The organism is Aeromicrobium sp. A1-2, from assembly GCF_003443875.1.
In the GTDB taxonomy this organism is placed as follows: domain Bacteria; phylum Actinomycetota; class Actinomycetes; order Propionibacteriales; family Nocardioidaceae; genus Aeromicrobium.
This window is the reverse complement of sequence record NZ_CP027482.1, coordinates 1,761,008-1,773,935: the sequence shown is the minus strand read 5'-3', so window position 1 is coordinate 1,773,935 and position 12,928 is coordinate 1,761,008. Positions and strand designations below refer to the sequence as shown.

Here is a 12,928-nt window from a genome sequence, read left to right as displayed (position 1 = left end):
ATGGCCCACCCAGCCTGCGCCGTCCGACGGCTCAGAGCAGGTCGGCCTCGTGCATCGCGATGGCGACCTGCACCCGGTTCGTAGCATCGAGCTTGGTGAAGATGTGCGCGATGTGTGCCTTGACCGTCGCGATGCTCAGGTGCAGGCTGACAGCGATCTCGGCGTTCGAGGAACCGCCCCCCACGGCGCGAGCCACCTCGAGCTCACGCTCGGTCAGGCAACCGACGCGGGTCGCCGCGGCATCGTCACGGGCATCCGGCGCGGCATCCGTGACCTGTCGGATGAGCTGTTGGGTGATGGTCGGGGACAGCATCGGCTCCCCACCGACGACCTTGCCGATGGCAGCGACGATCTCGGCGGGAGAGGTGTCCTTGAGCAGGAAGCCGTTCGCACCCGCGGCCAGTGCGCGTACGACGTACTCATCGGCGTCGAAGGTCGTCAGGACGATGACCTTGGGCGGATCGGGGAGGGCCAGGATCGCTGAGGTCGCGGCGATTCCGTCCATGACCGGCATGCGGATGTCCATCAGGACCAGATCCACGCCGCCGCCGCGTACGGCAGTGACGGCGCGCTGGCCGTCCCCGACCTCGCCCACCACGGCGATGTGATCTGCTCCGCCGAGAATCAGTGCGAGGCCCGCGCGCACCAGGGCGTCGTCGTCGACCAGCAGGACTCGGATCATGCGGGCCACGGTAGCCATGCCTCGACGATGAACTCGCGCCTGGTCGTGATGCGGTGACTCAGGTGCCCCCCGACCAGGGCCGTGCGTTCTGACAGCCCGATGAGCCCCAGACCCGACTCGGGCGATCCGGGACCCCGGGACCCGATCTCCAGGGGGTTGCAGACCGTGATCGTGAGCCCGATCGAGGGACCGCCCGACACCGAGACCCGCACGAGCGTGTTGGGAGCGTGCTTGCGCACATTGGTCAGGCTCTCCTGCACGACCCGGTACAGCGTGCGGCCGAGCGTGTCGGGGATGCCTTCCAGCGGCACCAGCTCGACGACCTCGATGTGAATGCCCGATCGCCGGGTCTCGTCCAGCAGGCCCGGCAGGTCGACCGCGGACGGCTGGGGGAGCTCTGGCGTCGCATCGCCCGGATCGTCACGCAGGATGCCCAGCACGTCGCGCAGCTCGACGAGTGCCTGGTGCGAGCTCTCCTGGATCACGGCGGCGGTGGCTCGCATCTCGTCGGCGCTCAGATCCTTGCGATACGTCAACGCGCCGGCGTGCATCGTCACGAGCGAGATGCGGTGGGCCAGCACGTCGTGCATCTCACGGGCGATGCGGGCCCGCTCGGCGGCACGCGCCTGGACGACCCGCGTGGCCTGGTCCGACTCGGCAGTGTGGGCCCGGTCGCGCAGCGTCGCCAGGAGCTCTCGTCTGGACCCGATGTACATGCCCCAGCCGACCGTGACGGCGATGGCCGCGACGATGATCGGCCAGGTGATCAGGCGGCCGTCGTTGGAGGTGGGGCTGTACCAGTCCAGGACGACCGCGGCCGCGAGGCTCGTGAGCGCGGCCGGGATGATCTCCCGCCAGCGCCGGCGGGTCGCGAGCGACACCAGCGCCAGGGTGGCCGGTCCGGCGACGAATCCCGAGATCGAGGACAGTGCCGCGGTCAGCAACGCGATCTGCAGCGGGAAGCGGCGGCGCCACGCGATCAGGACGAAGCAGGCGGCGCCCAGGGCGAGGTCGAGGGCGAACCAGGCGCGGTCGTGGTTCCACTGCCACAGGCCCATCTCGATCCAGCCGGCCATCGAGAGCGCGAACATCAGGGCGTAGCGCCAGATGTGGTTCCACCGCTTGAGTGGGGGCTGGTAGTCGACGGCGGCGAGCTGCACGCCCCAAGGCTAGGGGCTTTCGGGTGGGACGACGACTGCCGAACGGCCTAGGCGGCTCATACTTTCGGCTAGCGATCATGGCCGCTCGACCGATGCCGTCATCCTGGGTAACGCACCAGACTGGTCGGCATGATCTCAGTTCAAGGACTCACCAAGACGTACGGCGGGTTCACCGCCGTCGACAATGTCTCATTCGAGTGCCGGCCAGGAGCCGTCACGGGCTTCCTCGGCCCCAACGGCGCCGGCAAGTCGACCGCGATGCGCGTCATGGCGGGATTGACGCCGGCGACGTCCGGCAGCGCCCGCGTCGGTGGCGCGCTCTACCGCGACATCCCGAATCCCGGCACCCAGGTCGGTGTCCTGCTGGACGCGTCAGCGCAGCACGCCGGTCGGACCGGGCGGGAGATCCTCACCCTGAGCGCCCTCACGATGGGTCTGCCGATGTCGCGCGTCGACGAGATGCTGGCCCTCGTCAGCCTGACGCCCGCCGAGTCCAAGCGTCGGGTCAAGAACTATTCGCTCGGCATGCGCCAGCGTCTCGGCATCGCCAATGCGCTGCTCGGCGATCCCAAGATCCTGATCCTCGACGAGCCCGCCAACGGCCTCGACCCTGCCGGTATCCACTGGATGCGCATCCTCCTGCGGGAGTACGCCAACCGGGGCGGGACGGTGCTGCTGTCGTCGCACCTCCTGCACGAGATCGAGGTCATCGCCGACGAGATCATCGTGATCGGGCACGGCAAGATCGTGGCCCAGGGCACCAAGGCCGAGCTGCTGCAGACCGCCGGGACGTTCGTCAAGGCCGGGGACGCCTCGGCTCTGGCCAACGCGCTGACCGCGGCTGGCATCACGGCCGGGCCGTCGGGCGACGGGGGGCTGCGCACCGAGACCGATCCGGCCACGGTCGGCAAGGCCGCGGCCGCAGCGGGCGTCGCGCTCGTCGAGCTGCGACCTGCTGAAGGGGCGGGCCTCGAGGAGATGTTCCTCGAGCTCACCTCCGACACCCAACGTGAAGCCGTCACTGCCGAAGGAGCCACCGCATGAGCACCGCCACCGCACCCGTCACGGTCGACACCAACGCGCCCGCCGTCCCGTTGGGCCGGCTGATCAAGGTCGAGCTCCGCAAGATGTTCGACACCAGGTCAGGCTTCTGGCTCATGCTCAGCATCCTCATCATCGGATTCCTGGCAGCTGCCGCCGTCATCATCTTCGCGCCCGACACCAGCCTCACGTATGGATCGTTCGGTACGGCGATCGGCGTCCCCTTCGCGATCCTCCTGCCCGTTGTCGCGATCTTGTCGGTGACGAGCGAGTGGAGTCAGCGCACCGGACTCATCACGTTCACGTTGGCCCCGCACCGAGGTCAGGTCATCCTGGCCAAGGCCATCTCGGCAGTCCTTGTGGGCGTCGTCTCGATGATCTTCTCGTTCGCGATCGGAGCGGTCGGCAATGTCATCGGCGCCGCCGTCAATGGCATCGATGCGCAATGGAACACCAGCGTGCCGCAGATGCTGTACATCGTGCTGGCCAACATCCTGGGTCTGTTGATCGGATTCATGCTCGGGGTGCTGATCCGCAACTCAGCGGGCGCGATCGTCGGTTACTTCGTTTACTCCTTCGTGATCCCATCGATCCTGGGTTTCCTGGCCTTCAGTCAGGACTGGTTCGAGAAGATCCAGCCGTGGGTCGACTTCAACTTCTCGACGACTCCACTGTTCGAAGGCAGCCTGACCGGCGAGCAATGGTCACAGCTCGCCGTGTCGAGCCTTCCGTGGCTCGTCATCCCGCTGGCGATCGGCGTCTGGGGTGTCTTGAGGTCCGAGGTCAAATAGCAGACTCCCGGGACGGAGGGGGCGCGGCGACAGGACATCTCTTCGTCCGCCCGACCCGGGGCACGACCCGCTGGCGGCACCTCTTCGGAGGTGCCGCCAGCGGTGTGTACGGGCTGGCTAGGCCGGGGACGCCGAATCGGGGAGAATGGCTCCATGCGCAAACGTGTGGCGATCCTCGGGTCAACAGGTTCCATCGGGACGCAGGCCCTCGAGGTCATCGCCGCCCACGCCGACCGGTTCGAGGTCGTCGCGCTGGCCGCAGGCGGCAGCAATCCGCGACTGTTGGCCGAGCAGGCCATCGCGTTCAATGTGCCGCTGGTCGCCGTGGCTCGCGCGAGCGCGGCCGAGGACGTCCAGCTCGCGTTGTACGCCGAGGCGCAGAAGCGCGGCTACGCGCATGGCGACCACCGGGTGCCGCGGTTGCTGGCTGGCCCCGACGCCGCAGTCGAGGTCGCGCGGACCGAGTGCGACGTCGTGCTCAACGGGATGACGGGCGCCGTGGGCCTTCTTCCCACGCTGGCGGCACTCGAGGCGGGCACGACGCTCGCGCTGGCCAACAAGGAGTCGTTGATCATCGGCGGGGAGCTGGTGACCGGTGCCGCGAAGCCCGGTCAGCTCGTGCCGGTCGACTCCGAGCACTCCGCTCTCGCCCAGGCCATGCGTGGTGAACGCCGCGACGACGTCCGCAAGCTGATCGTCACCGCCAGCGGTGGTCCGTTCCGTGGTCGAACCCGCGCCCAGCTGTCCGACGTCACGCCCGAACAGGCCATGGCGCACCCGACATGGGACATGGGCCCGGTCATCACGATCAACTCCGCGACCCTGGTCAACAAGGGTCTGGAGGTCATCGAGGCCAATCTGCTGTTCGACATCGGCTTCGACCGGATCGAGGTTGTCGTGCACCCACCGTCGATCGTCCACTCGATGGTGGAGTTCGTCGACGGGGCCACGATGGTGCAGGCCTCGCCGCCGGACATGAAGCTGCCGATCGCGCTGGGCCTGGCCTGGCCCGACCGGGTGCCGGACGCGGCGGCCGGGTGCGACTGGACCCGGCCGGCGACCTGGGAGTTCTTCCCGCTCGACAACGAGGCGTTCCCAGCTGTCTCCCTCGCCCGCCGCGCAGGCACGTTCGGACGCACCGGCCCGGCGGTCTTCAACGCCGCTAACGAGGTCTGCGTCGACGCGTTCGTCGCGGGACATTTGGACTTCCTCGGCATTGTTGACACGGTGGGTCTGGTCCTCGGCGAGCATCTCGACGATCCGGACTCGGCCCGCCAGGACATGACCCTGGACGGCGTGCTCGGCGCCGACGCATGGGCTCGCACCCGGGCCGCGGAGCTGGTGGAGAAACGATGAACGCACTGATCTACACGCTGGGTGTCGTGGCCTTCATCGTCGGCGTGGCGGTGTCGATCGGGCTGCACGAGTTCGGTCACATGTATCCCGCCAAGAAGTTCGGCATCAAGGTCACCCAGTTCTTCGTGGGCTTCGGCAATACCGTCTGGTCGACCAAGCGCGGCGAGACCGAGTACGGCTTCAAGTCGATCCCGTTGGGCGGCTACGTCAAGCTCGTCGGCATGCTGCCGCCGGCCAAGGATGCCGACCCGCACGAGGTGCGCAAGACCAACACCGGCATGTTCACGCAGCTGATCTCGGACGCCCGCACCGCGGAGTACGAGCACGTCTCCGACGAAGATCTCGACCGCATGTTCTATCGCAAGCCGTGGTGGCAGAAGCTCATCGTGATGGCGGGCGGGCCGACGGTCAACATCCTGATCGCGATCTTCTTGTTCATGATCGTCTTCATGGGCTTCGGGGCGCTGACCCCCTCGACGACGGTCCAGTCGGTGTCGGACTGCGCCATCAGCGACGCCCAGGCGGGCCGCACCTGCAATGCGGACGACCCGATCACGCCGGCACGCAAGGCTGGCCTGGCTCCCGGCGACCAGTTCACCTCGTTCAACGGCACCGAGGTCACGTCGTGGGAGGGGCTCACCAAGCTGATCCGTGCCAACGGCTCGCGCGAGGCCTCGATCGGCTTCGAGCGCGACGGCCAGGCCCGCGAGGTCAACGTCGCCACCTCGGTGCTGGCCCGCGCCGACGTCAACGACCCGACCAAGACCGTCGATGTCGGCTTCCTCGGCGTGACTCCGACGCAGACGTACGTCCGACAGGGCCCGGTCTACGTCGCCTCCGTCATGGGCGACTACGTCAAGGGCACGGCAGAGGCGATCGTGCACCTACCGCAGCGCATGGTGGGCGTCACGAAGGCGGCATTTGGCGCCGAACGTGACTCCAACGGTCCGATCAGTGTGGTCGGGGCCAGCCGGGTCGCCGGCGAGATCGTCACGGTCGACGACCCGACCTGGCCCGAGCGGATCCAGCGGGTGCTGGTCCTGCTGGCCGGACTCAACCTGTTCCTCGCGCTGTTCAACTTCATTCCGCTGCTCCCGCTCGACGGCGGCCACATCGCGGGGGCGCTGTACGAGGCGGTCCGTAGGGCGTTCGCCAAGCTCCGTGGACGGCCCGATCCGGGCTACGTCGACGTCGCCCGGATGTTGCCGGTCGCGTACGCCGTGGGTGGCCTCCTTATGCTGATGAGTGTGATCCTGATTTATGTCGACATCGTCAACCCTGTGAGCATCACGTGACCGACCTCGGGCTTCCTGCCATGCCGCCGCCGGTCCTCGCTCCGCGGCGCAAGACGCGCAAGATCAAGGTCGGCAAGGTCGACGTCGGCGGTGACGCCCAGATCTCGGTCCAGTCGATGACCACGACCCTGACGTCGGACGTCAACACGACGCTGCAGCAGATCGCCGAGCTCACCGCGGCGGGCTGCGACATCGTGCGGGTCGCGTGCCCCAGCCAGGACGACGCCGATGCCCTGAAGGAGATCGCAGAGCACTCGCAGCTCCCGGTCATCGCGGACATCCACTTCCAGCCCAAGTACGTCTTCGCCGCGATCGACGCCGGCTGCGCCGCGGTGCGGGTCAATCCCGGCAACATCCGCAAGTTCGACGACCAGGTCGGCGCGATCGCCAGGGCCGCCAAGGACGCCGGCGTCTCGATCCGTATCGGTGTCAACGCCGGTTCGCTCGACAAGCGCATCTACGACAAGTACGGCAAGGCCACGGCCGAGGCGCTCGTCGAGTCCGCCGTCTGGGAGGCCTCGTTGTTCGAGGAGCACGACTTCCACGACTTCAAGATCTCGGTCAAGCACAACGACCCGGTCGTGATGGTCCAGGCCTACGAGATGCTGTCCGAGCGGGGCGACTGGCCGCTGCACCTCGGCGTGACCGAGGCCGGCCCCGCCTTCCAGGGCACGATCAAGAGCGCCACGGCGTTCGGTGCGCTGCTCAGCCAGGGCATCGGTGACACGATCCGGGTGTCGCTGTCGGCGCCCCCGGTCGAGGAGGTCAAGGTCGGCCTGCAGATCCTGCAGTCGCTCAATCTGCGCGAGCGCAAGCTCGAGATCGTCTCGTGCCCGTCGTGCGGCCGAGCCCAGGTTGACGTCTACACGCTCGCCGAGCAGGTCACCGCTGGTCTGGAGGGCATGGAGGTGCCGCTGCGCGTCGCGGTCATGGGCTGTGTCGTCAACGGACCGGGGGAGGCCCGTGAGGCAGATCTCGGCGTGGCCTCGGGCAACGGCAAGGGCCAGATCTTCGTCAAGGGCGAGGTCATCAAGACGGTCCCGGAGTCCAAGATCGTCGAGACCCTGATCGAGGAAGCCATGCGGATCGCCGAGGGCATGGAGCCCGTTGAGGGCGGATCGCCAGCTGTCTCGGTGAGCTGACCAACCCTCTGCGCGGCTCGCTTGTCGGGGACTGAACAACCGACGATCTGTGGCCAAGCCTGCCAACTCGAAACACAGCTGGCGAAGGTGGATGAGTCGGCTTACACGTGTCCGGTCTGCCGACCATCTCACCGCGAGGTCATCTGAAGGCCGATCAACTCGCCGCCCATGGAGTTGTTGGTGGCCAAGGCCGCAAACTCCCGATAGACCTGGTGAAAGTCGATCCACAGGCCAGGGGGTGTCGTCGTTCTATCGAACAGATTGACCTCGACTAGCTGTGATGCCCAGCCAGGCTGTCCAATCTGGTGATGGGCGCCTTCCGCCCGACTGCTGAGTGGGGCCGGCGGTGCTTGTACTCGTGGATCCATGATGGCAGCGCTGCGAGTCGGGCTGATTCGGAGCTGTAGAACTCTTGAAGGCCCAGCCCCCCGCCAGGGTGCGGTGGAACCGTTTGATCTTGCCGTTGGTCTGGGGCCGGTAGGGCCGTGCTCGTCGGTGCTTGACCTCGAGTTCGGCGCAGGTTTAGGCCGCCTCCAACGGATTTGGGACTGGTGAAGGCCACTCGTCGAGGATCGTGTCAGTCGCGCTGTCCGTCGCGTCCGCGACGGAGCGTCTGTCGACCGAAGCGATCAGCTCCTCACGCTTCAGCAGGTTCGCGAATTCCTTGGACCGAGTCGGTGCCCACGACTTCAAGATATGTCGGTCAGCGCAATGGTGGAGTCGGCGAGATCTATCGGATCGACGGTCTTGCCGATCAGGATGCGGATGTCGTCGTTCACGTCCCAGACGTTGACGTTCATTCCGGCCTTGAGGATGCCGCCAGACAGCCAGAATGCGATGAACTCGCCGGTAGCCTTGTCGCCACGGATTACGACATGGTCTTCGGCGGAGGCACAGCCGACATATTCCATGCCGAGGTCGAACTGATCGGTGTAGAAGTAGGGCTGCCAGTCGTAGGCGACCTGTTGGCCGAGCATCGACTTGGCCGCGAGCTGTCCCTGTCGTATGGCGTTGTCCCAGTGCTCGACCCGGATGCTGGCTTCGAGGGCGGTGTTGTGGGCTCGGGCGACGTCGCCGGCGGCGTACACGGTCGGATCGGAGGTGCGTAGCCGTTCGTCTACGGTGATGCCGTTGTCGACCGTGATGCCGGCTTCTGCGGCGATCTCGGTGTTGGGGGTGATGCCGATGCCGACGATGACCATGTCGGCCGGGATCGACTCGTCGCCGACGCGGACCGCAGTGACCCGTCCATCGGTGCCTTCGAGTGCGGTGACCGAGACCGAGGTGCGCAGGTCGACACCATTGGCACGGTGCAGCTCGGCGAAGTAGGTCGCCAACTCGTCGCCGAGGACACGCTGCAGGGGCAGCGGCGCATACTCCAGGACTGTGACGTCGAGTCCGGCGGCGCGGGCCGCAGCGGCGGTCTCGAGGCCGATCCAGCCGGCGCCGATCACGACGAGGTTGCTTGCCTCGGCGAATCCGGCGCGGATCTGGTCGCTGTCGACGACACGGCGCAGCGAGAAGACCCCGCCGAGGTCGGCGCCGGGGATCGAGAGAGTGTTGGGCCGCGAACCGGTCGCGATCAGTAGTTGCTTGTATGGGACGGTCTCGCCCGAGACCAGCGTGACGCTGCGAGCTTGGCGATCGAGCGAGACGGCGGCGTCGCCCAAATGGGTGTCGACCTTGTGGTCGGCGTACCAGTCGGCAGGATGGACGAAGAGGTCCTCGGTCGACATTTTGCCCTGGAGGTAGTCCTTTGACAGGGCCGGGCGCTCGTAGGGGCGTTCGATCTCGTCGCCGATCAGCGTGATGGGCCCCTCGAAGCTCTCGTCTCGCAGGGTCTCGATGGCTTTGGCGGCGGCGAGTCCGGCGCCAACGACGACAATTCCGGGTGCGTCGGTCATGTGATGCTCCTTGACTGAGGTTTGCTAGGCATTCATGCACCGGTTGGGATGCACGCGAAGAACTCGGCCCGTGATTGCGGGCGTTCACGCAGTACCCCTTTGAGCGCCGAGGTGCTGGTCGTGGTGCCGGTGACCCGGACGCCTCGCAGCGTCATGCAGGTGTGCTCGGCCTCGATCACGACACCGACCCCCTTGGGTGAGAGGTGGGCGTCGAGGAAGTTGGCCACCTGCTGGGTCAGTCGCTCCTGGGTTTGGGGCCGGCGGGCGAACATCTCGACGACGCGCGCGAGCTTGGACAGCCCGACGATGCGGTCGTCTGGGAGGTAGCCCACGTGGGCCACGCCCGTGAACGGCAGAAAATGGTGTTCGCACACTGACTGGACCGGGATTGAGCCCACGACCACCAGTTCGTCGTAGTTCTCATCGTTCGGGAACGTTGTCATCTCGAACAGCCGCGGCGTGAACAGCTCCGCGTACGCCTCGGCCATCCGGCGCGGGCTCTTCGCCATGCTCTCCGAACCGCACGCAACCCCGAGCGCGCGGAGGAAGTCCTCCGCGGCCCGGGTCGCAGCCTCGAGGTCGCGCTCGCCCGGCAGGGTGTCACCGTGGAGCGCGGCCGGGAGGTCGGCGATGTTCGTCATTTCGAAGCTGCTCCGGGGCGGTCGTACGTCACCGAGAGTCGGGCCAACGCGAGTGCTGCGACCAGAAGGCCGAAGTCACGAAGTGCGATATCGCCGTACTTCTGACCCGCGACCGTCAACAGGCTGACGATGATGCCGCCGAGCCACAGAACCACGACGTAGGCCGCATAGCGAGGCGCAATGAATACCAAGATGCCCGCAACGACCTCGATGATGCCCACCATGACCATGGCAGCATGGGCATCGCCAGGGACGATGTCGTTGATCCAGCCGGCCAGGTAGATCGACCAGTGATCGCCGCGGACCAGGACCGAGTTGTTGCTGAACTTGTCCAGGCCGAACAGGATCGGTGCGACGGTGAACACCGTGCGTAACAGGGTGAAGGCCTGGTATCCGGGGTCAGACTTGAGCCTCGGCACATCTACTTTGGTGATACTCATGACTTGTCTCCATTTCTAAAAGATACTACGACTGACCTTAGAGCGATCGAGATCCTTACGTCAAGTCTTTTATCTTTTAGAAATGGGAGTCTGTGAGCGACTTCGCCGAGAACGCATCGGCGCACTCGCTGGGCCGATTTGCCCCGATTTCTACCTGTACGTGTGCGCCGCGATTTTGAACTGAACAGCGGCCACCATTTCCGCCGGTGGCCACCGAAGGAGTCGCTTGCGAATTGTGGGAGGGGTGCGATTCGACCGGATGAGCCACCACGCCGCATCGGTTGGCTGCGAGTCGGATTGATCGCTGCAACGGGATCGTCAGCCGCGGCGTGACTTTCGGCGTTGAATTGGCCGATTTGCTGTGCGATGCCGGTCTACGCCGAGATGTTGACTGCCTCGGAATGCATTAGTAAGATGCATCTGTTTATCTTTTAGAAATAGGGTGTGGTGCTCCGATGGCACATAGAACCGCGTTCGTTCTCTCTGGCGGAGGAAGCTTAGGCGCAGTCCAAGTCGGGATGCTGCAGGCATTGCAGGAACGGGGCATCGTCCCCGACCTGCTGGTCGGAACCTCCGCAGGAGCCCTCAACTCGGCCTACCTAGCGAGTCATGGCTTGACTGAGGCCAGCTTGGTCGGCCTCGCTGACACCTGGCGCTCGGCCCGTCGTACCAACCTCTTCCCAGTGGACCCGATCAGACACACCTTGGCGTTGCTGGGCCGCCGATCCTCCATGTTCTCCAGCCGCGGCCTGCGACAGATGATCGAAGGCAATCTCAACTTCGATAAACTCGAGAATGCGACCATCGAGTTGCATGTGGTCGCGACCGACCTGCTGTCGGGGAACGAAGTCGTACTGTCCAAGGGCGATGCCACCGATGCAGTTCTTGCCAGCACAGCTATCCCGGGCTTGTTGTCCCCGGTCAAGTGGGAAGATACGTCGCTTGTCGACGGTGGACTCGCCGACAATGCAGCCATTTCCGTAGCAGTAGATGCCGGCGCTGATCGGATATCCGTGCTGCCCACCGGCTACGCGTGCGCACTCGCCGCACCGCCGAAGGGCGCGTTGGACGTCGCGATGCATGCGGTGACCCTACTCATCCAGCAAAGGTTGATCACCGATGTCGCCTACTACGCCAATCGAATCGATCTCAATGTCCTACCGCCGCTATGTCCACTTGCCGTGTCCGCGATCGACTTCAGTCACGCAGATGAACTGATCAAACGAGCCCATGCTGACTCGGTGGCCTGGATCGATGACGGCGGGCTCAACCGGCCACATCCGGAGGCGTTCCTGTCCATGCACCGCCATGGCTAGTGCGGTGCAGCACTACGGCACCAAAGCCCACGGTCAGCAACTCGACCGCGAGCGTGGGGAATCCCAGCGGCTCGCTCCAGTTGCCGATGTCGTCGCCGATTTGGGGAAGGCCAACGGTGCGAGAAGCTATGAATGCGACGAAGCCAAGCAGATTCACGACGCCAGCACTGCACCAGGTCAGCAAGTTGTCGAAGAGTGCAAGCGCCAATGCCAGGGCAATGCAGGCGATCGAAAGTGCTAGGAACGAAGCGCCGATGTACGGGGCTTCCCTAAGGTGCATCGGTGCGAGATACACATGGATGGCAGCATTGGCGAAGAGGCACACCATGACAGGCCACCGAAACTTCGAGTTCACGGACTGAGTCAACGGTTGAGACACCGGGGGCTCCTTGATTTTCGGGGTGTAGCCGGGCGCAACCACGATGGGATGCGCCCGACATTGCCCAGGATCAGAACTTGTCTGGGAACTGCGCGATGATGCCCTGGGCCAGGGTGTCGCCCATCATCAACATGTGCAGCTCGGCGGCGTCGTAGTCCTTGACTGCCTGGGCATAGTTGCCCTTGAGTAGATCAACCGAATAGGCGATCGTCTGGTCGATATGGGTCTTCATCATCGGCTCGGTCGCTGAGGTCGGCCAGTTGTCGGGGTTGGCCTTGGTCAGGAAGTCAGCAATCTCCTTGGCGTTGCGGTACCACTCGTCGCTGGCCTTCTCTAGGGCAGCGTTGTCGCCCTTTTGTGCGGCTGTGAGAACCGGAACGGCATCCTTGATGTGGGTAGTGAGCAGGTCGGTGAGTTGCGTAGCGGCATCCTGGCCGTAGTACGGCACGATCGCTGCACCGATGTCCTTCTGGTTCTGAAGGAGCCGGTCAAGTTGAGCCTGTAGACCCTTCGGGTTGTGGAAGAACGCATCGACAGACGACCACGTCCACTGCATGTGATCAGCCCACAACCCGCGCATCGCACTGTTGAGCACGACCTGCTTCGCCTGATTCGTCGCCGGCTGGCTCGCGCTGGATGACGAGGGCGGCGCTGATGCGTCGCTATTGGAGCTGCAGGCAGCAAGGGAACCGCCAGCCAAGGCCATGATTGCAATCCCCCCCCGCGATGGAGGAGCGCCACATCGGCTTCTTCTGAGTACTCATGATGGTCCTATCTAAGA

The 12,928-nt window shown here is 65.3% G+C and carries 13 protein-coding genes and 1 pseudogene; 6 read left to right on the top strand and 8 right to left on the bottom strand.

Annotated elements, in window-relative coordinates:
- Positions 1-31: 31 nt before the first annotated feature.
- Entirely contained in the window at positions 32-700 is a 669-nt protein-coding gene (locus tag C6I20_RS08630; protein ID WP_254052089.1) for a response regulator transcription factor, read from the bottom strand.
- Entirely contained in the window at positions 679-1,842 is a 1,164-nt protein-coding gene (locus tag C6I20_RS08625) for a sensor histidine kinase (protein ID WP_254052088.1), read from the bottom strand. Before C6I20_RS08625 ends, C6I20_RS08630 begins: the two co-directional genes overlap by 22 nt.
- Positions 1,843-1,971: 129 nt before the next feature.
- On the opposite strand from C6I20_RS08625, the gene C6I20_RS08620 reads away from it, so the two are divergent.
- From C6I20_RS08620 to ispG, 5 genes are all read left to right on the top strand, one after another.
- The gene (locus tag C6I20_RS08620; RefSeq protein ID WP_118395588.1) at positions 1,972-2,886 is read left to right on the top strand and encodes an ABC transporter ATP-binding protein; all 915 of its coding nucleotides are present in this window, start codon (positions 1,972-1,974) and stop codon (positions 2,884-2,886) included.
- Positions 2,883-3,674, top strand: coding sequence for an ABC transporter permease (locus tag C6I20_RS08615; RefSeq protein ID WP_118395587.1), 792 nt, complete (start codon positions 2,883-2,885; stop codon positions 3,672-3,674). The genes C6I20_RS08620 and C6I20_RS08615 overlap by 4 nt, the downstream gene beginning before the upstream one ends.
- A gap of 153 nt (positions 3,675-3,827) precedes the next feature.
- On the top strand, positions 3,828-5,030 hold the full coding sequence (gene dxr / locus C6I20_RS08610) for a 1-deoxy-D-xylulose-5-phosphate reductoisomerase (protein WP_118395586.1): 1,203 nt from the start codon (positions 3,828-3,830) through the stop codon (positions 5,028-5,030).
- Positions 5,027-6,325 (top strand): RIP metalloprotease, encoded by a 1,299-nt coding sequence (locus C6I20_RS08605; RefSeq protein ID WP_118395585.1) that lies wholly within the window; start codon positions 5,027-5,029, stop codon positions 6,323-6,325. Before dxr ends, C6I20_RS08605 begins: the two co-directional genes overlap by 4 nt.
- 20 nt (positions 6,326-6,345) lie before the next feature.
- Positions 6,346-7,467, top strand: coding sequence for a flavodoxin-dependent (E)-4-hydroxy-3-methylbut-2-enyl-diphosphate synthase (ispG, locus tag C6I20_RS08600; protein WP_118398750.1), 1,122 nt, complete (start codon positions 6,346-6,348; stop codon positions 7,465-7,467).
- A gap of 271 nt (positions 7,468-7,738) precedes the next feature.
- On the opposite strand, the pseudogene C6I20_RS08595 reads toward ispG, so the two are convergent.
- The 4 genes and pseudogenes from C6I20_RS08595 to C6I20_RS08580 all read right to left on the bottom strand — a co-directional run.
- Positions 7,739-7,986 (bottom strand): annotated as a pseudogene (locus C6I20_RS08595) (integrase core domain-containing protein); the annotation flags it as partial.
- Between the two features lie 170 nt (positions 7,987-8,156).
- Positions 8,157-9,371, bottom strand: coding sequence for an NAD(P)/FAD-dependent oxidoreductase (locus C6I20_RS08590; protein ID WP_118395584.1), 1,215 nt, complete (start codon positions 9,369-9,371; stop codon positions 8,157-8,159).
- 32 nt (positions 9,372-9,403) lie between these two features.
- Positions 9,404-10,012, bottom strand: a complete 609-nt coding sequence (folE, locus tag C6I20_RS08585; RefSeq protein ID WP_118395583.1) for a GTP cyclohydrolase I FolE — start codon at positions 10,010-10,012, stop codon at positions 9,404-9,406.
- Positions 10,009-10,452: a hypothetical protein gene (locus C6I20_RS08580; RefSeq protein WP_118395582.1), complete on the bottom strand. Its 444-nt coding sequence runs from the start codon at positions 10,450-10,452 to the stop codon at positions 10,009-10,011. Before C6I20_RS08580 ends, folE begins: the two co-directional genes overlap by 4 nt.
- Positions 10,453-10,907: 455 nt before the next feature.
- Between C6I20_RS08580 and C6I20_RS08575 the strand changes: the two genes are divergently transcribed.
- Positions 10,908-11,768: a patatin-like phospholipase family protein gene (locus C6I20_RS08575; RefSeq protein WP_118395581.1), complete on the top strand. Its 861-nt coding sequence runs from the start codon at positions 10,908-10,910 to the stop codon at positions 11,766-11,768.
- On the opposite strand, the gene C6I20_RS08570 is transcribed toward C6I20_RS08575, so the two are convergent.
- Both C6I20_RS08570 and C6I20_RS08565 read right to left on the bottom strand, forming a co-directional pair.
- Positions 11,719-12,123, bottom strand: a complete 405-nt coding sequence (locus C6I20_RS08570; protein WP_162891231.1) for a hypothetical protein — start codon at positions 12,121-12,123, stop codon at positions 11,719-11,721. The genes C6I20_RS08575 and C6I20_RS08570 overlap by 50 nt on opposite strands.
- Before the next feature lie 94 nt (positions 12,124-12,217).
- The gene (locus tag C6I20_RS08565) at positions 12,218-12,853 is read right to left on the bottom strand and encodes a hypothetical protein (RefSeq protein WP_162891230.1); all 636 of its coding nucleotides are present in this window, start codon (positions 12,851-12,853) and stop codon (positions 12,218-12,220) included.
- Positions 12,854-12,928 lie beyond the last annotated feature (75 nt).

What these genes read in the sequence shown, in the direction of transcription:
- C6I20_RS08630 (WP_254052089.1), bottom strand. Translation starts at nt 700, where the DNA reads ATGGCTACCGTGGCCCGCATGATCCGAGTCCTGCTGGTCGACGACGAC.
- C6I20_RS08620 (WP_118395588.1), top strand. Translation starts at nt 1,972, where the DNA reads ATGATCTCAGTTCAAGGACTCACCAAGACGTACGGCGGGTTCACCGCC.
- C6I20_RS08615 (WP_118395587.1), top strand. Translation starts at nt 2,883, where the DNA reads ATGAGCACCGCCACCGCACCCGTCACGGTCGACACCAACGCGCCCGCC.
- dxr (WP_118395586.1), top strand. Translation starts at nt 3,828, where the DNA reads ATGCGCAAACGTGTGGCGATCCTCGGGTCAACAGGTTCCATCGGGACG.
- C6I20_RS08605 (WP_118395585.1), top strand. Translation starts at nt 5,027, where the DNA reads ATGAACGCACTGATCTACACGCTGGGTGTCGTGGCCTTCATCGTCGGC.
- ispG (WP_118398750.1), top strand. Translation starts at nt 6,346, where the DNA reads ATGCCGCCGCCGGTCCTCGCTCCGCGGCGCAAGACGCGCAAGATCAAG.
- C6I20_RS08590 (WP_118395584.1), bottom strand. Translation starts at nt 9,371, where the DNA reads ATGACCGACGCACCCGGAATTGTCGTCGTTGGCGCCGGACTCGCCGCC.
- folE (WP_118395583.1), bottom strand. Translation starts at nt 10,012, where the DNA reads ATGACGAACATCGCCGACCTCCCGGCCGCGCTCCACGGTGACACCCTG.
- C6I20_RS08580 (WP_118395582.1), bottom strand. Translation starts at nt 10,452, where the DNA reads ATGAGTATCACCAAAGTAGATGTGCCGAGGCTCAAGTCTGACCCCGGA.
- C6I20_RS08575 (WP_118395581.1), top strand. Translation starts at nt 10,908, where the DNA reads ATGGCACATAGAACCGCGTTCGTTCTCTCTGGCGGAGGAAGCTTAGGC.
- C6I20_RS08565 (WP_162891230.1), bottom strand. Translation starts at nt 12,853, where the DNA reads ATGGCCTTGGCTGGCGGTTCCCTTGCTGCCTGCAGCTCCAATAGCGAC.